We start from the raw sequence: 18,598 nt of genomic DNA on the forward strand, positions 1-18,598 counted from the left end.
CACCGCTGATTCCTTTATCCGGGGTTGAATGGAGACGTGGACATCCTTGCGGGAGTGAATCGGGAGTGGCTTACCGCGCTCACCTGGCTGGCGGCCGCCCTTGCCGCCGCGGGCGTCCTGGCGTGGCGCCGGCGGCGGCCGGACCTCGCAGCGGCCGCCGCGGTCGCCGTCTTCATGGCAGCCAACGTGGGCGCCGGCATCTACGTCCTGAACCACCTCGCGGACGGGCGCTGGGGCGGGGACGCGCAGGCGAAACTCGCCCCGCCCGAACTCTCCGGGACCCCCGTGGTGGGCCAGTTCCTGCAGCCGCTCGACGGAGCCATGGCAGGCATGGCCGGCGGCGTCAACGATTTCATCGACTTCCGGGCCGCGTTGCCGGTGGCACTGGACTTCTTCGCGGCCGCCGGCTGGGCGTTGGCCCTCCTGGTGCCGCTGCTGCTCACGGCTGCCGTGGTCCAGGCCGGGAGGGCCCGGCGCCGCACGGCGGAGGCGGCCGCCTGGCAGGACGAGGTGCAGAACCTACGGGCTGAGCTCGACGCCGTCAAACGGCATGTGGGGTACCGCGACATCTTGTGAGACGGATTCCACTGACCCACGGGTCCGGGGGTAGCATCTTTAGCTAGTAACGTGGCTCACAGTATCCAGCGCAGTGTACGAGCCAAGTCCAAATCCCTCGAAAGATTGTTTCAATGGCTCACACTGCAACACCTCCCGAAACCGATCTTGCCTCCGAACTGCGCGCGGACGTCCGGCGTGTCTCCACCCTGCTGGGTGAATCGCTGGTCCGCCAGCACGGACCGGAACTCCTGGACCTCGTGGAGCAGGTCCGGCTCCTGACCAAGGAATCCAAAGAAGCAGCGCGCGGCGGTGCCCACGCCACCGGGCCCTGGAGCGCGCACGACGTCGTTGCCCAGGTCCGCGAACTGCTCGGCTCCCTGCCCATTGAGCAGGCAACCGACCTGGTGCGCGCCTTCGCCTTCTACTTCCACCTGGCCAACGCCGCGGAACAGGTGCACCGGGTCCGGGGCCTGCGGACCCGGGCCGAAAAGGACGGCTGGCTGGCCAAGACCGTGGCGGACATCGCCGCGCAGGCCGGCCCGGACGTGCTGCAGGAAGTGGTCAACGGCCTGGACGTGCGTCCCATCTTCACCGCCCACCCCACCGAGGCGTCCCGCCGCTCCGTCCTGGACAAGATCCGCAAGCTCTCCGACGTCCTGTCCCAGTCGACGGCCGAAGGGTCCACGGCACGCCGCCGGCAGGACCGGCAGCTGGCAGAGATCATCGACCAGATGTGGCAGACCGACGAGCTGCGCCAGGTCCGGCCCACTCCCGTGGATGAGGCCCGGAACGCCATCTACTACCTGGGCGGCATCCTCACGGACGCGATGCCGGAAATGCTGTCCGAGCTCTCCGAACTGCTGGGCGAGCACGGCGTCACCCTTGCGTCCAAGGACGCCCCTATCCGGTTTGGCTCCTGGATCGGCGGTGACCGTGACGGCAACCCGAACGTCACCGCGGCCGTGACCCGCGAAATCCTGCAGATCCAGAACCAAAGCGCCATCCGGATCAGCATCGGTATGATCGACGAGCTGATTTCCATCCTGTCCAACTCCACGGCCCTGGCAGGCGCGGACCAGCCGCTCCTGGAGTCCATCGACGAGGACCTGAAGAAGCTGCCCGGCCTGGACAAGCGGGTCCTGGAGCTGAACGCCCAGGAGCCGTACCGGCTGAAGCTCACCTGCATTAAGGCCAAGCTCATCAACACGGGCAAGCGGGTGGCCGCCAACTCCAACCATGAGCATGGCCGCGACTACAGCGGAACCGAGGAGCTCCTGGCGGACCTGAACCTGCTGGAGCTCTCGCTCCGCAACCACTCCGCGGCCCTGGCGGCGGACGGCTCCCTGGCCCGCGTCCGCCGTGCCATCGCCTCCTTCGGCCTGCACCTGGCCACCCTGGACATCCGCGAACACGCAGACCACCACCACGACGCCGTCGGCCAGCTGATGGACCGTATCGGCGGCCCCGGCCTGCGCTACGCCGAGCTGAGCCGTGAGGAACGCTTCGAGGTGCTCGGCTCCGAGCTGGCGTCCCGCCGTCCGCTGTCCGGCCACCCGATTAAGCTCGACGGCGCCGCCGACGGCACCTACGACGTCTTCCGCGAGATCCGCCGCGCCCTGCGCATGTACGGCCCGGACGTCATCGAGACCTACATCATCTCCATGACCCGCGGCGCGGATGACGTCCTGGCCGCGGCCGTCCTGGCCCGCGAAGCCGGCCTGGTGAACCTCTTTGGCGACAAGCCCTACGCCAAGCTCGGCTTTGCGCCGCTGCTGGAGACCGTGGAGGAACTGCGGGCCTCCGCCGAGATCGTCGACCAGCTGCTCTCCGACCCGTCCTACCGTGAGCTGGTGCGCCTGCGCGGCGACATCCAGGAAGTGATGCTGGGCTACTCGGACTCCAACAAGGAATCCGGCGTGATGACCAGCCAGTGGGAAATCCACAAGACGCAGCGCAAGCTGCGCGACGTCGCCGCCAAGCACGGCGTCCGCGTCCGCCTGTTCCACGGCCGTGGCGGTTCCGTGGGCCGTGGCGGCGGACCCACCTACGACGCCATCCTGGCCCAGCCCAATGGTGTCCTGGAAGGCGAAATCAAGTTCACCGAGCAGGGTGAAGTCATCTCGGACAAGTACTCCCTGCCGGAGCTGGCCCGCGAAAACCTGGAGCTGTCGCTGGCCGCCGTGCTGCAGGGGTCTGCCCTGCACCGGAACCCGCGGACCTCCGAGGACCAGCGAGAGCGGTACGGCCACGTCATGGAAGCCATCTCCGACGCCGCCTTTGACCGGTACCGGAAGCTGATCGACCACCCGGACCTGCCCGCCTACTTCATGGCCTCCACCCCGGTGGAGCAGCTGGGCTCCCTCAATATCGGTTCCCGCCCGTCCAAGCGTCCGGACTCCGGCGCCGGCCTGGGCGGCCTGCGCGCCATCCCCTGGGTATTCGGCTGGACCCAGTCCCGGCAGATCGTGCCCGGCTGGTTCGGTGTGGGCTCCGGGCTCAAGGCCGCCCGGGAGGCCGGGCACTCGGCCCAGCTGGTGGAGATGATCGACCACTGGAACTTCTTCAAGTCCGTGCTGTCCAACGTCGAGATGACGCTCGCCAAAACGGACATGGATATCGCCGGCTACTACGTGTCCACCCTGGTCCCGGAGGAACTTCACCATCTGTTCCGCACCATCCGGGAAGAGTACGAACTCACGGTCGCCGAGGTGCGCAAGCTCACCGGCGAGAACATCCTCCTGGATGCCCAACCCACCCTGAAACGCTCCCTGGAAATCCGCGACCAGTACCTGGACCCCATCAGCTACCTCCAGGTGGAACTCCTGCGCCGCATCCGCACTGAGGGCGGGATCAGCGGGGCCGAGATCGATGAACGCCTCCAGCGGGCCATGCTGATCACCGTCAATGGCGTGGCGGCCGGCCTCCGCAACACCGGCTGATTCTCCAGTTGCTCCATCACGTGTGGTCCCTCACAGGCGCTGTTGGGGGCCACACGTGATGGCGCATCCGTGGGTTGGATAGGGTTGGAGGCATGCCTTCCTTCCAGACCCGCCTTAAGATCACCGGGCTCCGGCCGGGGAATCCGCCCGAGTCCGTTATGGACGCGGCCGTGGAGGCGCTGGGCACCCGCCACCACGTGGAGGCGCACCAGCTGCAGATCGCCGGCGGCGTGCCGCAGCTGAACCTGCGCTTCCTCGTGGAGGCGAGCGAGTACAGCGGTGAGAACCGCCAGGCGGTGGAATCGGCAGCCATGATGCGCGACGCCGTCGAACGCGTTGCGCTGACGGGCCCGCTCAGCGTGTTGCGGCGCAGCCGCGGCAAGTGGCTGCCCGTCTAGCCTGCGTCCGGGAGGGGCTCCTCCTCCACCGGGGACCGGTCGCCGCGGCGGCGGGTGACGAGGATGCCCACGACGGCGCCGATCACCAGGCCGACGGCCACGCCAATCAGGGAGCTCGCCCAGAACGGCAGCCTGGTGGTTGACCCGGTGAAGTAGCCCAGGCCCACCAGCCAGCATGCCCACAGCACGGCACCCAGGGCCGCGCACAGGCTGAAGCCGCGGACGGACACGTTGGCCACGCCGGATGCCGCCGAGGTGGCGAGCCGTCCGCCGGGAATGAACCTTGCGCCGATGATGGTGCCGTAGGTGGAGGAACGGCCGGCCTTGGCCAGCGCCGCGTGGATGCCGCTGTGGACCCGCCGGCCCCACTTCCACCGGTCCAGCACATGGCTCAGCCGCCGCCGGAAGAGATGGAAGACCACCATGTCGCCCAGCCAGGACGCCACGGCGGCGAGCACCAGCACCAGGAATACGTTGGCCCGGCCGTCCGCGGACAGGGCGCCCCCGGTGATCACCAGCATCTCGGAGGGGATGGGCGGAAAAATGGCATCGCCGATCACGACGGGGATGACCCAGAAGTAGAGGGCCGTCCCCCAGCTGTCAACGCTGCCGAAGTCCATTGCCACAAGGTACCGCACTTGGGAAACTGGCGGCATGCGGATCTCGGTTCTGCGGGGCGACATTACGCAACGGCGCGTGGATGTGGTGGTGAATGCTGCGAACTCCTCGTTGCTGGGCGGCGGGGGAGTGGACGGGGCGCTGCACCGGGCGGCCGGGCCGGAACTGCTCGCTGCATGCAGGGAGCTGCGTGCCACCGGACTTCCGCACGGCCTCCAGACCGGAGCCGCCGTGGCAACACCTGCCTTCCGGCTGCCGGCCCGATGGGTGATCCACACAGTGGGGCCCAACCGGCACGCAGGACAGACCAACCGCGTCCTCCTGGTGTCCTGCTTCAGCGAAAGCCTGCGGCTGGCCGAGACCCTGGGGGCGCAGGACGTGGCCTTTCCCGCGGTGAGCGGCGGAGCCTACGGGTGGAGTGCCGCGCACGTGGCGCAGGCAGCGCTTGAGGCGCTGACGGGGTTCCGGACCGCCCATCCGGCCAGCGGGCTGGAGCTGGTGGAGTTCGTGCTGCACACCGCGGAGATGGAGGCGGTGTTCAGGGACGTGCTCGGACCGCTTCGCTGAGCTCCAGGCTGCTGCGGTATTCCACGGGCTTTCCCGAGATCGGGTCAACGAACCGGATGCCCCGTGCCAGCAGCTGGAGCGGCCTGGCGTAGTCGTCCGGGGCCTTGTCCAGCAGCTCCGGGTAGAAGGCGTCGTTCACGATCCCCAGCCCCAGCGAGGCCATGTGGACCCGCAGCTGGTGGGTCTTGCCGGTGTGGGGCTCCAGCCGGTACCTGGCCAGGCGCTGAGCTGTACCGATGGCGCCTGTACCGGTGACGCCGGTGCCGTCGGCACTTGCCGGTGCGCCGACGTCGAACGTTTCCAGCCGCTCAATCCTGGTCTCCGCGTTCGGTTCGCCGTCCACGACCTCCGCCAGCAGGTAGCTGCGGGACTTGGTCATCCGGTTGCGGACCACCACGGGAAAGTCGACGGCGGGGCGCCCCGGCGTGGGCTCGGCGGCGGACACACACTCGTACTCCTTCTGCACCTGACGCTTCTCGAAGAGCACCTGGTACTTGCCCCGGGTCTGCGGGTTGGTGGAGAAGAGCAGCACGCCGGCCGTCATGCGGTCCAGCCGGTGCATGGGGATCAGGTCCGGCAGGTCCAGCTGGTTCCGCAGGCGCACCAGGGCGGATTCCTGGATGTATGTGCCGCCCGGCGTGGTGGGCAGGAAGTGCGGCTTGTCCACCACCAGCAGGTGGTGGTCCTGGTGCAGGATGCTCAGTTCCACCGGCAGCCGCGTTTCCGGCGGCAGGGTGCGGTAGTACCAGATGAAGGTGTGCTCCTGCAGCGGCGTGGCCCGGTCCAGGGGGATGCCGCCCTCGCCAACGATCTCGCCGGCGTCGAACCTGTCCTCGATGCCCTGCGGGTCGATGTGGCCCCAGCGGTGCATCATGTAGTCCATCGCGGTCTCCCACGGGCCCTCTTCCGGAAGGCGCAGGCGCGTGGCATTGACGCCGTCGCGGACGGGGAGGGGGGATTGCATCACCGGTCCATTCTACCGGCGCTGGTTTAGCCGGTCTGGCCCGCTGCCGGCCGCCCACGCCCTCCGACCATAAAAAAGTTCTTGACAAGAAAAGTTGTCGGTGGGCACACTGGAGGCATGCAGGACATTGCAGTCATCGAGGACCCGGCAGCCGCCGAAGCATCCCTGGATCCCATCCGTACCCGGATCCTGCGGGAGCTGGTCCAGCCGGCCTCGGCCACGCAGCTGGCAGTGCGGATCGGCCTGCCACGGCAGAAAGTGAACTACCACCTCAAGGCGCTGGAGCGGCACGGACTGGTGGAACTCGTGGAGGAGCGCCGCAAGGGCAACGTCACCGAACGGGTCCTGCAGGCCACCGCCGCTTCCTACCTCATCTCGCCGTCAGCGCTCGCCGCCGTGTCCCCGGACCCAGTCCGGTTCGCGGACCGCTTTTCGGCGTTCTGGCTGCTGGCGCTCGCCGGCCGGATGGTGCAGGAGGTGGGAAAGCTCATCGCCGGCGCCGCCGCGGCCCGGCAGAAGCTGGCCACGTTTGCGATCGACGGCGAGATCACCTTCCGCACGGCGGCTGACAGGGCCGCGTTCGCGGAGGAACTCGGCGTCGAGGTCACGCGGCTGGTGGACAAGTACCACGACGCCGGCGCATCATCCCGCGGGCGGCGGCACCGGCTCGTGGTGGCGCTGCACCCGGCCCTGAAAGAGACCAATGCCGTCACGGCAACCAACGAAACAGCAGGCAAGGAGCAGGACAAATGAGCAACAAACGGGACTTCGAGATCGTCCAGGACACCGAACTGCCCGGCACCCCCGAGCGGGTGTGGGAAGCCGTCACCCACGGAACGCCGGCCTGGATGTTCCCCACGGACCAATGGCCGGCAGTCAAAACCGTTGAGGAATACCCCCACCACCTGGTGTCGCGGATGGAGGGGCCGGACGGCTGGTTCAACCAGCTGGAGCACGTGCTGGAGCCCCTGGACGGCGGCCGCGCCCGGCTCCACTACGTCCACAGCGGCATCTTCGCGGACAACTGGGACCAGCAGTACGACGGCGCCAGCCGCCATACCGAGTTCTACCTGCACACGCTGGGCCAGTACCTGCAGTACTTCGACGGCCGCCCCGTGGTGTTCACCGACATCCAGGCCCCGGCGGCATCCCAAACACCGGACGGCTTCACCCGCCTCCGTGACGCGCTGGGCGCCGGTTCCGCGGAGCGGGGCGCCACGGTCGATGTGGAGCTCGACGGCGTGGGGCGGCTTACGGGCGAGGTGGACTTCGCGAACGAGCACTTCCTGGGCATCCGCACCCAGGATGCGCTGTACCGGTTCTTCGGCCGCAACGCATGGGGTGCCCCCGTGGGCATGACGGTGCACGATTTCAGCGGCGCCGGCGGCACGGAGGCCACCGCCAAGGCCTGGGGCGGCTTCCTGGAGCGCGTGTACGGGTAGCTCCCGCTTCCCGGCTGTTCCGGCGGTTCCGTCAGCGGCTGGTCAGGCGATGGCGACGGCGGGAGCCTGGGTCAGTGAGCGCCGCAGCTGGGGTGCGGCGTCCAGCCGGTCCTGGGCCGCCCGCAGCGCCAGGACTGCCGTTTCGAGCTTGTCCGGCGGGAGGGTGAACGGCAGCCGCAGGTTGCGTTCAAATGCGCCGCCGATTCCGAACCGGGGCCCGGCCGCCAGCCTGATGCCGTATTCCGGGGCCAGGACGGTCAGGGCCGTGCTGATGGGGCCGGGCAGCCGGCACCACACGGAGAGGCCGCCGGCGGGCGGCGCCACCTGCCACGTGGGAAGGTGCTCCGCGAGGAGGCCGAGCAGTGTGGACCTGTTGCGGAGCAGCATCTGTAACAGGGCGGGCAGGGGCTCCTCCAGAGCCCGCACCAGGTGTGCTGCCGCGAGCTGTTCCATGACGGGCCCGCCCAGGTCCAGGGTGGTCCGGGCCGCGGCAAATCGCTGGATCATGGACTCCGAGGCGCGGATCCAGCCGGTGCGCAGCCCGCCCCAGTGGGACTTGCTCAGTGATCCGATGGACACCACGGTGCTGCCGAAACCCGCCAGGGGAGTGGTGGCAACGCCGTCGAGGTTGAGGTCACGGAGGGTTTCGTCGGCCACCAGTACGGTTCCGGCCGCGGCGGCCGCGCGGGCCAGCCGGCGGCGCTGGGCATCGGGCATGATCATGCCGGTGGGGTTGTGGAAGTCCGGGACCAGGTAGGCGAGTTTTGGCTGCTGCTGGACCATGGCGGCTTCCATCGCGGGCAGGTCCCAGCCGGAATCGGCGAAGGCCACCGGCACGGGGCGGCACCGGGCGGAACGGATGGCATCCAGCGCGTGCGGGTAGCTGGGGTGCTCCACCAGGATCCGGTCCTGCCGGTCCGCCAGGGTGCGGATGATGATGGTCAGGGCGTGCTGGGCGCCGGAGGTCACCATGATCTGGCCCGGTTGTGTCGGCACGCCGGCCGCTGAGTAACGGTCCGCCACCGCCTGCCGCAGCGGCAGCAGTCCCAGGGCGTCATAGCCGAACCCGGGAAGCAATGCCGGTAGCTCCGTCAGCGCCGCGGCGAAGGCCCGGTGCACCACCTCCCCGCTGGCGGGCAGCGCCGAATAGGCCAGGTCCACCAAACCTCCGGGCGCGGTGAGCCCGGGTGCGGTGAGTCCGGGTGCTGCCAGCGGGCCGGTGGAAGGCGGCTGCGGACCGAAAAGTGCCGGGCCGAACGGGGTCAGTTCGGGGATGCGGGTCTTGCCGCGGCTGCCCTGGCCGCTGCTCAGGAAGCCTTGCTCCCGGAGGCTGGCGTAAGCCGCAGTGACGGTGGTCCGGCTGACCGCCAGGGTGGAGCACAGTGAACGCTCGCTGGGCAGGGCGGTATCCAGCGGGATGCGGCCATCCAGGATCAGCAGCCGCACGACATCAGCCAGTTCGCGGTACGCGGGCCCGGTGCCCGTGTTCCACGGGCCAAGGAGACGGGACAGGGCGAGGGCGGTAAGGGCGGCAGCCATGTAGCCAGTATTTCAGACTGGATATGTAATTCAATGCCAGTTGGCTGCGAGCATGGTTCCATGATGACCCGCAGACTTGTCCAGCTCTTCACCGGCCTCGCCATGTACGGCATCTCCCTGGCCATGTTCATCCGCGCCGGCCTGGGCCTGGACCCGTGGGACGTGTTCCACCAGGGCCTGGCCAACCGGAGCGGACTGAGCATCGGCGTGGTGGTGATCGCCGCGAGCTTCCTGGTGCTGCTGCTGTGGATCCCCCTGCGCCAGATGCCCGGCTTCGGAACCCTGTGCAACGCCATTCTGGTGGGCGTCTTCGCGGACATCGGGCTGGCCGTGATCCCGCCGGTAACCCCCCTGGCCGCCCAGATTGGCCTCCTCGCAGGGGCCGTACTGGTTAACGCCGTGGCCTCGGCCCTCTACATCGGCGCCGGCTTTGGGCCAGGCGCCCGCGACGGCCTGATGACCGGGCTGGCCCGGCGCACCGGATGGACCGTCAGGTTCTCCCGCACGTTGATCGAGGTCACCGTGCTGGCCGCCGGCTGGCTGCTGGGCGGCTCGGTGGGTGTGGGTACCGTGGTCTACGCCCTGGCGATCGGTCCGCTGGTCCATATCCTGCTGCCGCGCTTCATGGTGGCGGCCAGTCAGTCCAGCACCGTCAAGGAACCCAGCGCGTCGACCTGTTGACCTCACCCCTGCAGCACGTCAGGCGGGCGGGGGCTGGCACTTCGGGCAGAAATAGATGTCCCGCTCCTCTTCGCCGTTCGGCTTCCCCAGGAGTCCACGCTGGATGGGCGTGCCGCATTTCAGGCACGGCCGCCGTTCTCCGCCGTACACCCAGTAGCCGGGCCTGCCGGCCATCCTGCCCACCGGCAGCCCGCGGGTGTTGAGGATGGTGACGCGGCGCCCCGGACCCAGGTTGACCTCCAGGAGTTGCTTGGCGTCTGTGATCATGGTCCGCACGTCCGCGACGTCCGATACGGGAGTGGCCGGATGCACACCCGACAGGAAGCACGCTTCGCAGCGGTAGATGTTTCCGATCCCTGCGAGGTTCCGCTGGTCCAGCAGCGCGACGCCGATGGGAACCTCGGGGCGTGACCTGATGCGGCGTTCGGCTTCGTCCGGGTCCCAGTCCGGGCCCAGCAGGTCCGGGCCAAGGAAGCCAACGATCGAATCCTCGTTGGCGGTGGCCACCACTTCTACGATTCCGAGGGAGAAGCCGACGGCGTCAGCGACGGCCGTGCGCAGAACGCACCGGGCGGTGTAACCCGGCTTGCGCCACCTCCCGCCGGGCGGGTAGACCTGCCAGGCGCCTTCCATCTTCAGGTGCGAGTGGATGGTCAGCCTCTTGTCCTCCGGGCTGACCACCCGCATCAGCAGGTGCTTGCCCCTGGGGATCACCTCATCGACGGTCCAGCCGGACAGGTTCAGGGTGGCGAACCGGGGCACGCGGAAGTCCGAGGCAGTCAGGGTCTGGCCCGCCAGGGCTTCATGCAGTTGGCGGGCGGCCCGCCAGACGGAATCCCCCTCAGGCACGGATCCGCAGTCCCTTCGGCGTGGAGTAGGCGCCGGCGGAGCTGAGGGCGACGGCGACCGGGGTGTCCAGGATTCCGTGCCCGTTCACCTTCTCCATGATCAGCTTGTCCACTGCTCCCCGCGTCACCACACCCACCAGCGCCGCACCTGCCGCCGCCAGGACGGCGTCGTCTTCGCTGAAGGCCAGCAGGGTCTTGCCGCCGCGCTCCACGTAGAGGACCAGCGCACCGTCCACCAGGACAACCAGGGCCCCTGCCTTCCGGCCGGGCCGGTGGCCGGTACCGGCGTCCGTCTGCAGGGCCGGCCAGGGGAGGGCCGCACCGTACGGGTTGGCGGGATCGGTGGCGGCGAGGGCCAGGGCCACGGGTTCGGCCTTGGCCAGCTGGGTGTCCTCCGAGTAGGAACGGAGCCGGTCAACGGTGGCCGGCACCGCGAACTGGGCGGCGCCGAGGTGCTCGATGAAGTAGCCGCGGCGGCAGCGGCCGGCTTCCTCCAGCCGTGCCAGCACCTTGTACATGAGTCCGAAGCCGCCGAGGATCTGCTCAGCCATGACGGAGCCCCTGGTGACCACGCCGTAGCGGTCCAGCAGCAGTTCCGCGGTGGCACGGGCGTGGATGGTGGCATCGAGTTCAGGCTCGGGCAGGGCAGACCAGCGGCCCGCCGCGGTGGGCGGAGTGGAGGCCCCCTGCGATCCGTACCGGCCCCCGGCCAGCCCGGGGGACCCCATCAGGCCGGTGCCATGGGAACGGCCCAGGCGGCTGAGCCGCGGTGCCCTGGCCCGGGGTGCGCGGGCCACCTGGCGGTGGGCTGTGTGGCCGCCGGCAATGAGTGCCCGGACAGGGGCGAACGTGTCCCCGGTGATCCTGCCGGCCCAGGCAAGGTCCCAGAGCGCAGCCACCACTTCCTGGTCGCTGAGGACGGCGTCCATGCCTCCGGCCACCTCGGTCAGCTGGCGGAAGAAGTACCCGCCGCCGTTGTTCCGCAGGTGGTCCAGGAGCCGTTGGCCGGCGTCCCCCGGTTCAAACTCGGGTGATGGGTTGAGCGTCAGCTCCACCGAGTCCGCCAGGTGAAGGCTGATCCAGCCGTCATTCCCCGGAAGTGCGCCGGCCCCGGACCACAGGACCTCGCCGGCAGCCATCAGTTCATCCAGCATGGCCGGCTGGTAGTTGGACACCCGCGTGGCCAGCACCAGGGGTTCCCAGGCCGAGGCAGGAACGGGCACGCCCGAGAGCTGGTCGATGGCGGTGATGATGCCGTCCAGTCCCCGCAGCGAGGGCTGGCCGCGGCCACCGCCCGGGGTCCTGACATGCTGCCATGCCGGCAGGAAGCGTCCGTAGGCGGCGGCATCCACCGGCTCCACTTCCGCGCGCAGGGCGGCCAGCGAACGACGGCGGAGCTTGCGCAGCACCTCGGCGTCGCACCATTCGCTGGCAATGGTGTGCGTGGTGCCGGCAGGGGAGCCGGCCGCAGGGGTGGGCAGTTCCTCCGTTGCCTGGGTACCGGCCTCAAGGCCGGATTCCTGCGCGGACTCCCGGGCCGATTCCTGCGCGGCGCCGTTCTTTGGCCCGTCCTGTGGTGGGGAGTCCGGGTGTGCGGCGCCTGGTGTGGTGACGTGCGGCCGGAATTCGCCCTCCACCACGCGGCCGTCGGCCGCAAGGCGTTTCAGCGCGGTGCCCACTACTGCCACGCCCAGGCCCAGGCGGGCCGCTGCCTCCGCCGCGGTGAAGGGGCCGTGGGTGCGGGCGTACCGGGAGACGAGGTCGCCCAGGGGATCGGCAACCGGCTCAATGAAGGCCAGCGGGACGCCCATGGGCAGCGGCACGCCGATGGCGTCGCGGAGGCGGGCTGCGTCTTCCACCGCCGCGAAACGTTCAACGCCACCGATGTTGACCTTGATGGCGCGGTTGGCACGCTGGAGGGCGGCCAGGTGGGCTGCCGCTTCCGCCACGGTGGCGGAGGGGGTTTCGGCGCGTGGAGCCTCCACGGGCTCAACCACCGGTTCGGCGGACTCATTGACCGCGGGTTCGGCGGCCTCAACCACCGGGCTTTCGGCAGGTTCCAGCCGCAAAGCGGCCTCCTCCGGATCCAGCGGGCCCAGCAGCCGCAGCAGGTCCGCCATGCCTTCCATGCCGCGGGCACGGCGGTCCGGGGCAAGGCGCTGCAGCTCGCGTTCGGTGGCGTCGATGACCTTGGCGTCCAGGAGTTCGCGCAGCTCCACCCGGCCCAGCAGCTCGTTGAGGAGCGTGGAGTCCAGCGCCAGGGCGGCGGCACGCCGCTCCGCGAGCGGGGAATCGCCCTCGTACAGGAACTGTGCCACGTAGCCAAAGAGGAGGGACTTGGCGAATGGCGAGGGCTGCTGCGTGGTGGTCTGCACGATCCGCAGTTCGCGCCGCTCCACGGACGCGGCGATGTCCTTCAATGCCGGCAGGTCGTAGACGTCCTGGAGGCATTCGCGCACGGTCTCCAGCACGATGGGGAAGGTGGGGTATTTCCTGGCCACGTCCAGCAGTTGCGCGGACCGCTGGCGCTGCTGCCACAGGGGCTGGCGTTTGCCGGGGGTCTGGCGGGGCAGCAGGAGCGCACGTGCGGCGCACTCGCGGAAGCGGGAGGCGAACAGGGCGCTGCCGCCTACCTCGGCCGTGACAATCTGTTCCAGTTCCTCGGGATCGAAGAGGAACAGCTCCGCGCCCGGCGGCTCGTCCTCCATCATGGGAACCCGCAGCACGATGCCGTCGTCGGCCGCCATGGCCGAGCCGTCCAGGCCGTAGCGCTGGTGGAGCCGCTGCCCCACGGCCAGGGCCCACGGCGCGTGCACCGGCATGCCGAACGGACTGTGCAGGATGACGCGCCAGTCGCCCAGTTCGTCGTGGAAGCGTTCCACCACCAGCGTGGTGTCGCTGGGAACCACCTCGGTGGCCTGTTTCTGCTCGGTGAGGTACTGGATGAGGTTGTTGGCGGCGAAGTCGTCCAGGCCGCTGGCCTTGCAGCGTTCGGTGGCAGGGCCGGCGTCGGACGCGGACAGTTCGCGGACAAACGCGCCCAGCGCGCGGCCCAGGTCCACCGGCCGGCCCAGGGAATCACCCTTCCAGAACGGCAGCTTGCCGGGCTGCCCGAACGCGGGGGAGACCAGGACGCGGTCGTGCGTGATGTCCTCGATCTTCCAGCTGGTGGCACCCAGGGCAAAGACGTCGCCCACCCGTGACTCGTAGACCATTTCCTCGTCCAGCTCGCCCACGCGGCGGCCGCCCTTGGGTGCGCGCGCCGGTTTGCCGTCCTCGGAGGGGGAAGCCGAGCCCTCCTGTTCAGTGCCGATGATGTAGACGCCGAACAGGCCGCGGTCCGGGATGGTGCCGCCGGACGTCACGGCCAGGCGCTGGGCTCCCGGCCGGCCCTCGATGGTACCGGCGTTGCGGTCCCAGATGATCCTTGGCCGGAGCTCGGCGAATTCGTCGGACGGGTACCGCCCCGCGAGCAGGTCAAGGGTGGCCTCGAAGGCCGACCGGGGGAGGGACGCGAAGGGCGCCGAGCGCCGGACGGTGCTGAACCACTCCTCCACGTCGATGCTGCCCAGCGCCGTGGCAGCCACGGTCTGCTGCGCCAGGATGTCCAGTGGGTTGGCAGGGATGCTGAGCCGCTCGATCTTGCCGTCCAGCATGCGCTCCACCGTGATGGCCGTGTGGACCAGGTCAGCGCGGTGCTTGGGGAAGAGGACGCCCTGGGAGATTTCGCCCACCTGGTGACCGGCGCGGCCCACCCGCTGCAGGCCGCTGGCCACCGAGGGTGGCGACTCCACCTGGACCACCAGGTCCACGGCGCCCATGTCGATGCCCAACTCCAGGGACGACGTTGCCACCACGCACCGCAGCCGTCCGGACTTGAGGTCGTCCTCGATGAGCGCGCGCTGGTCCTTCGACACGGAACCGTGGTGGGCGCGGGCCAGTACGGGGTCCGCGCCGGCGGAGCTTCCGGCCTGGGCCATCATGTGGGCCGGTGTGGCGGTTGACGCGGGAATGCCCGACGCCGGTCCATCCGCAGTGCCGGGCGCGGCCGCCTGCCCTTCCGGGCCGGGTCCGTCCCAGCCGCCGCCCACGGCAACCAGCTGGCGCTCTGCGTAGATCTCGTTGAGCCGGGCGGTGAGGCGTTCGGCGAGGCGCCGGGAGTTGGCGAAGACGATGGTGGACTGGTTGGCCAGGACCAGGTCCACGATCTTTTCCTCCACATGCGGCCAGATGGACGCCTGCGGCTGGAGCCCGGACGCGGGACCGGAATCGAAGGCACCGGCGGCGCCCTGCAGGTCCGACATGTCCTCCACCGGGACGGAGACCGTCAGGTCCCAGTTCTTCCGGGCCGGCGGCGCGACGATCTCCACGGGAGCCGAACCCGCAAGGAACTGCGCCACGAGTTCCCGGGGCTCCACCGTGGCGGAAAGCCCGATGCGCTGTGCAGGCTTGGGCAGGAGCGCGTCCAGCCGTTCCAGTGATACGGCAAGGTGTGCTCCACGCTTGGTGCCGGCCACGGCGTGGACCTCGTCGATGATGATGGTGTCCACCTCGGCCAGGGTCTCCCGGGCCTTTGACGTGAGCATGAGGAACAGCGATTCGGGGGTGGTGATGAGGATGTCCGGCGGGTTGCTCAGCAGCCCGCGGCGCTCCGCTGCGGGAGTATCCCCGGACCGGACCCCCACGGTGATCAGCGGGGCGGGAAGCCCAAGCCGCTTTGCGGTCTGCGTGATACCGATCAGCGGGGACCGGAGGTTCCGTTCCACGTCCACACCCAACGCCTTCAGCGGCGAAATATAGAGGACTCGGGTCTTACGCTTGGGCGCCCGGGCGCGCTTGCCTTTCGCGGGCACCTCCGCAGCGGCAGGCTCAGGGGCGTGGGACGCTGAGACCAGCAGCCGGTCCAGCGCCCAGAGGAAGGCCGCGAGGGTTTTTCCAGAGCCGGTGGGAGCCACCACCAGCGCATGCGAGCCGGAGGAGATGGCGTTCCAGGCCCCGGCCTGCGCCGGCGTGGGCTCCGAAAACGCGCCGAGGAACCAGTCCCGGGTGGGCCGGCTGAACTGGCCCATGGGCGCAGCCGTACCGGAGGCGCTACCGCCGGCAGGACGCTGTTCCTGGTTCATGCCTCCATCATGCCCCAAGGCACCGACACCCAACTCCGCGTTTGGCCCCGGCTCCGCCCCCAGCAGAAACCGGCCTGATCCAACCCAGGATGCCGCTTACTGATGTCCCGCGTAACGCAGCCCTGCTCACGCCGTCCCAGCCTGCGGCAGGTCCTTGGTGGCAGGGCCCTCAAGAAGCGTGCCCTCGTTCGTGAAGCGCGAGCCGTGGAGGGGGCAGTCCCACGTCTGTTCATTGTCGTTCCAGTGCAGGATGCCGCCCAAGTGGGTGCAGACCCCGGACAACCTGCAGGTGCTTCCACCAACGGTGGACACTGCCACCGGCCGATTGCCGTCGCGGTAGACCTTGCCCTGGCCTTCGGCCGGGGCAGTGGCCGGCTCCCCGGGAGCGGGCCAGGAAGCCCGGTCCTTGCCCCGCTTCAAGCCATCGAGCCTGCGGCCCTCGGCGGCCACCTTCCCCCAGTCAGAGGCCAGCCTGGCTGCCACACCGGCGTTCAGCGCGACGGCGGAGAACGCGCCGGCCGGTGACGTGACGCGGTGGTGGATGGTGTCAGCCCACGGCACCTGGCCGCCAAGGATGTCAGCCGATATGCCCAGCGCTGCGGCGACGGCGTTGGTCATTCCCCACTTGTTGTAGCCGGTGCCGAAGTAGATCTGGCCCTTGCCCCGGGGGAGCTTGCCGAAAAACGGCATGAGGTTGGTGGGCATGTAGTCCTGCGCGGACCACGTGTGGGTGGTGGCAGCGCCGGGGTAATGCTTTCCCGCCCAGTCCAGCAGCCCGGCGAGGTGCGCCTTCTCGGAGTCCGTCCTGCCCACGTGATGGCCGTGCCCGCCCACGAGCAGCAGGTTCTTCCCGCCCACCTCGTAGTCGCGGAGCGAATGGGTGGGCTGTTCGACGGAAATGTACATGCCCGGCGGCGGCGCCTGGTCCTCCTGCAGTTCCAGCGCTGCCGCGTACGAACGGTCTGGCTTCAGCTTGGCGAAATAGAGGCCGCGGTCCAGGACCGGGATACCGGTGGCGAGCACTACCTTGTCCGCCCTGACACTGCCCCGGTCGGTCCGGACGGCGGAGGGCGCGTCCCCGGTGACGTCGCGAAGCCGCACGCCGCTGACGATGCGCCCGCCCCGGCTCCGGATGTCCGCCACCAGCGCGTCGAGGACACCCATCGGGTTGATCTGGGCCTGGTCACGCAGGCGGACGGCGCCGTGGACGGGAAACGGCAGGCCGGCGTCGCGCACGTAGTCCACGTCCAGTCCCGCGGTGCCGGCGGCGCTGATCTCTTCCCGCAGCTTCTCGGTGCCCTGGGCGGACGCGGCGTAGGTGTAGGCGGTGCGGCGCTGGAAGGGCACGTTTTGTTCCGTCAGGTAGCGCAGCAGCCACGCCTGCCCCTCCCGGTTTCCGTCCACGTACGCCTGCACCTGTTTCTGCGAATACTGGCGGGCGAGCTGGGACAGGAACGTGCCCTGCAGCAGGCTTACCTTGGCGGTGGTGTTGCCGGTGGTCACGGCGCCTGGGGAGCGGGCCTCCAGTACCAGCACGCTTTGCCCGGACCTGGCCAGCAGCAGGGCGGTGACCAGCCCGGTGAGCCCTGCACCCGCCACCACGGTGTCGTACCTGGAATCCGGTTCGAACGGATCAGAGGCAAAGGGAGCCCTGCGCTCCAGCCAAATCGACGTCATGCCAGTCCAACCTGCCTTCGGTCCACAACCCTCACAAGCTTCGTGATGGGTCCGTTATGCACCCCTGCTATCCGCGGCGTATTTGCTAAGTGTACTTATGATATTGGGGCTTAAGCACGACTTCGTCCCCCTGCTCCTGGGCACTGCTGACGCCGGCCCAACCGGACGCAAAGGCGGCCCGGCTTGATAGCCGGGCCGCCTTTGTGTCACGGGGCCTTCCTGCGGGGCAAAGCGGTCAGGCGGGCTGGAATGCCCCGATGCTGAGCAGGGTGATTTCGGCGTTGCTGCAGGCCGTGGTGGGCTTCGGGATGAACAGTGAGTCGGTGTCCTCCGGCGGGTAGATCCGGTAACCGGCGGCGTCCACGACCATGCAGCCCTGGTAGTTGCGGGCCTGCGTGTAGCGGAGGACGGCGGTGCCGGTCTGGCCGGGAGCCAGGAGGACGTCCACGACGCCGGCCGAATCGTCCCGCGTGGCCGGTGCGCCGATGGGGGCTCCGGCGGCGTCCGCCACCAGGGAGACGCCGGCGTATCCCCGGAGGATGCAGGGGTCGGCACCCTTGTTGGTGAGGTTGAGCTTCATGTAGACACTGCCTGCCGCGCCGCCGCCGGATGCATCGGTGGCGGCGGTGAGCCCTGCCGCCTTGCACAGGCCGGGTTCCCCTGCCGCCGTGGTGCCGGGGGCGGGGGAGGCCGGGGTGGAGCTGGCGGGCGCCGACGATGCCGGAGGCGGCGTGGACGCCGTTCCCGTGGGGGACTGGCTGGCCTGCCCGGTGGCGGGCGACGTGGTCGTCTGGGACTGCGGCTGGCTTGGACCACATGCGGTGAGCAGCAGTGCTGACGCTGCTATCGCCGTCGTCATGGCAAACCCCTGGGAAATTTTCTGAGACCTCATGGCACCACCTTCGCGGTAGCCGTTGCCCACGTCAACGATGCGGCATGCACTGGCAGCAATTTGATGCCCGGATCGTGATGATCCGGGCATCAAATGCGTCGTAACTGGTTGCCGGTTGCCGCGTCACCGGCCGCCGCGGCAGTGGGGGTGATCGAGGGTGCGGGAGCCTTCAGGTCGTGCGGGTCCTGGCCGTCGGCGGCGACCTGGGATATCAGTCCGCTTGGCCGCTTTCGCAGGTCGGCGGCGTCGGGAAGTGCAGGGTTGCGCGGCACTGTCCGGAAGCTCTCCGGGCCTGTGACGGCGTTGAGGGCGGCGTTAGACTGCCAGCGTACGTGTTGGCGATCGAAGGAGA

The 18,598-nt window shown here is 69.3% G+C and carries 15 protein-coding genes; 7 read left to right on the plus strand and 8 right to left on the minus strand.

Annotation, left to right across the window (positions count from 1 at the left end):
• Positions 1–36: 36 nt before the first annotated feature.
• From MRBLMD1_RS09855 to MRBLMD1_RS09865, 3 genes are all read left to right on the plus strand, one after another.
• Positions 37–576, plus strand: coding sequence for a hypothetical protein (locus MRBLMD1_RS09855; RefSeq protein ID WP_364399123.1), 540 nt, complete (start codon positions 37–39; stop codon positions 574–576).
• A 113-nt stretch (positions 577–689) separates the two neighbouring features.
• Positions 690–3,497 (plus strand): phosphoenolpyruvate carboxylase, encoded by a 2,808-nt coding sequence (gene ppc, locus MRBLMD1_RS09860; protein ID WP_224024799.1) that lies wholly within the window; start codon positions 690–692, stop codon positions 3,495–3,497.
• Positions 3,498–3,589: 92 nt separating this feature from the next.
• Entirely contained in the window at positions 3,590–3,895 is a 306-nt protein-coding gene (locus MRBLMD1_RS09865) for a hypothetical protein (RefSeq protein ID WP_043449019.1), read from the plus strand.
• Here MRBLMD1_RS09865 and MRBLMD1_RS09870 read toward each other — a convergent pair.
• A complete protein-coding gene (locus tag MRBLMD1_RS09870) occupies positions 3,892–4,515 on the minus strand; it encodes a DedA family protein (RefSeq protein ID WP_224024801.1) in 624 nt (207 codons plus the stop codon). The genes MRBLMD1_RS09865 and MRBLMD1_RS09870 overlap by 4 nt on opposite strands.
• Before the next feature lie 34 nt (positions 4,516–4,549).
• Between MRBLMD1_RS09870 and MRBLMD1_RS09875 the strand changes: the two genes are divergently transcribed.
• On the plus strand, positions 4,550–5,080 hold the full coding sequence (locus MRBLMD1_RS09875) for an O-acetyl-ADP-ribose deacetylase (RefSeq protein WP_364399126.1): 531 nt from the start codon (positions 4,550–4,552) through the stop codon (positions 5,078–5,080).
• On the opposite strand, the gene MRBLMD1_RS09880 is transcribed toward MRBLMD1_RS09875, so the two are convergent.
• Positions 5,052–6,044: an RluA family pseudouridine synthase gene (locus MRBLMD1_RS09880; protein WP_364399336.1), complete on the minus strand. Its 993-nt coding sequence runs from the start codon at positions 6,042–6,044 to the stop codon at positions 5,052–5,054. The two genes, MRBLMD1_RS09875 and MRBLMD1_RS09880, sit on opposite strands and share 29 nt — an antisense overlap.
• Positions 6,045–6,161: 117 nt before the next feature.
• Between MRBLMD1_RS09880 and MRBLMD1_RS09885 the strand changes: the two genes are divergently transcribed.
• Together MRBLMD1_RS09885 and MRBLMD1_RS09890 are read left to right on the plus strand one after the other, a co-directional pair.
• Positions 6,162–6,797, plus strand: coding sequence for a winged helix-turn-helix domain-containing protein (locus MRBLMD1_RS09885; RefSeq protein ID WP_275180958.1), 636 nt, complete (start codon positions 6,162–6,164; stop codon positions 6,795–6,797).
• On the plus strand, positions 6,794–7,486 hold the full coding sequence (locus MRBLMD1_RS09890) for an SRPBCC family protein (protein WP_364399128.1): 693 nt from the start codon (positions 6,794–6,796) through the stop codon (positions 7,484–7,486). The genes MRBLMD1_RS09885 and MRBLMD1_RS09890 overlap by 4 nt, the downstream gene beginning before the upstream one ends.
• A 42-nt stretch (positions 7,487–7,528) precedes the next feature.
• Here MRBLMD1_RS09890 and MRBLMD1_RS09895 read toward each other — a convergent pair whose 3' ends face one another.
• Positions 7,529–9,025 (minus strand): PLP-dependent aminotransferase family protein, encoded by a 1,497-nt coding sequence (locus MRBLMD1_RS09895; protein ID WP_364399130.1) that lies wholly within the window; start codon positions 9,023–9,025, stop codon positions 7,529–7,531.
• Between the two features lie 60 nt (positions 9,026–9,085).
• Between MRBLMD1_RS09895 and MRBLMD1_RS09900 the strand changes: the two genes are divergently transcribed.
• A complete protein-coding gene (locus MRBLMD1_RS09900; RefSeq protein ID WP_364399132.1) occupies positions 9,086–9,706 on the plus strand; it encodes a YczE/YyaS/YitT family protein in 621 nt (206 codons plus the stop codon).
• A gap of 18 nt (positions 9,707–9,724) precedes the next feature.
• Here MRBLMD1_RS09900 and MRBLMD1_RS09905 read toward each other — a convergent pair whose 3' ends face one another.
• From MRBLMD1_RS09905 to MRBLMD1_RS09925, 5 genes are all read right to left on the minus strand, one after another.
• Entirely contained in the window at positions 9,725–10,555 is an 831-nt protein-coding gene (locus tag MRBLMD1_RS09905) for an Fpg/Nei family DNA glycosylase (protein WP_224024813.1), read from the minus strand.
• Positions 10,548–15,677, minus strand: coding sequence for a DNA glycosylase AlkZ-like family protein (locus MRBLMD1_RS09910; protein ID WP_364399134.1), 5,130 nt, complete (start codon positions 15,675–15,677; stop codon positions 10,548–10,550). Before MRBLMD1_RS09910 ends, MRBLMD1_RS09905 begins: the two co-directional genes overlap by 8 nt.
• Positions 15,678–15,803: 126 nt before the next feature.
• Positions 15,804–17,354 carry an FAD-dependent oxidoreductase gene (locus tag MRBLMD1_RS09915; protein ID WP_364399136.1) on the minus strand — a complete coding sequence of 517 codons (1,551 nt, stop codon included), beginning with the start codon at positions 17,352–17,354 and terminating at the stop codon, positions 15,804–15,806.
• 235 nt (positions 17,355–17,589) lie between these two features.
• Positions 17,590–18,246, minus strand: coding sequence for a DUF4232 domain-containing protein (locus tag MRBLMD1_RS09920; protein WP_364399138.1), 657 nt, complete (start codon positions 18,244–18,246; stop codon positions 17,590–17,592).
• A gap of 89 nt (positions 18,247–18,335) precedes the next feature.
• Entirely contained in the window at positions 18,336–18,518 is a 183-nt protein-coding gene (locus MRBLMD1_RS09925; protein ID WP_364399140.1) for a hypothetical protein, read from the minus strand.
• Between the last annotated feature and the right edge of the window lie 80 nt (positions 18,519–18,598).

Origin of the sequence: Pseudarthrobacter sp. LMD1-1-1.1, from assembly GCF_040676255.1 — a bacterium.
Lineage (GTDB): Bacteria > Actinomycetota > Actinomycetes > Actinomycetales > Micrococcaceae > Arthrobacter.

Coding starts and splice junctions, on each gene's coding strand:
- MRBLMD1_RS09880 (WP_364399336.1), bottom strand. CDS start 6,044: ATGCAATCCCCCCTCCCCGTCCGCGACGGCGTCAATGCCACGCGCCTG.
- MRBLMD1_RS09865 (WP_043449019.1), top strand. CDS start 3,590: ATGCCTTCCTTCCAGACCCGCCTTAAGATCACCGGGCTCCGGCCGGGG.
- MRBLMD1_RS09910 (WP_364399134.1), bottom strand. CDS start 15,677: ATGAACCAGGAACAGCGTCCTGCCGGCGGTAGCGCCTCCGGTACGGCT.
- MRBLMD1_RS09885 (WP_275180958.1), top strand. CDS start 6,162: ATGCAGGACATTGCAGTCATCGAGGACCCGGCAGCCGCCGAAGCATCC.
- MRBLMD1_RS09900 (WP_364399132.1), top strand. CDS start 9,086: ATGATGACCCGCAGACTTGTCCAGCTCTTCACCGGCCTCGCCATGTAC.
- MRBLMD1_RS09890 (WP_364399128.1), top strand. CDS start 6,794: ATGAGCAACAAACGGGACTTCGAGATCGTCCAGGACACCGAACTGCCC.
- MRBLMD1_RS09920 (WP_364399138.1), bottom strand. CDS start 18,246: ATGAGGTCTCAGAAAATTTCCCAGGGGTTTGCCATGACGACGGCGATA.
- MRBLMD1_RS09895 (WP_364399130.1), bottom strand. CDS start 9,025: ATGGCTGCCGCCCTTACCGCCCTCGCCCTGTCCCGTCTCCTTGGCCCG.
- MRBLMD1_RS09870 (WP_224024801.1), bottom strand. CDS start 4,515: ATGGACTTCGGCAGCGTTGACAGCTGGGGGACGGCCCTCTACTTCTGG.
- MRBLMD1_RS09875 (WP_364399126.1), top strand. CDS start 4,550: ATGCGGATCTCGGTTCTGCGGGGCGACATTACGCAACGGCGCGTGGAT.
- MRBLMD1_RS09915 (WP_364399136.1), bottom strand. CDS start 17,354: ATGACGTCGATTTGGCTGGAGCGCAGGGCTCCCTTTGCCTCTGATCCG.
- ppc (WP_224024799.1), top strand. CDS start 690: ATGGCTCACACTGCAACACCTCCCGAAACCGATCTTGCCTCCGAACTG.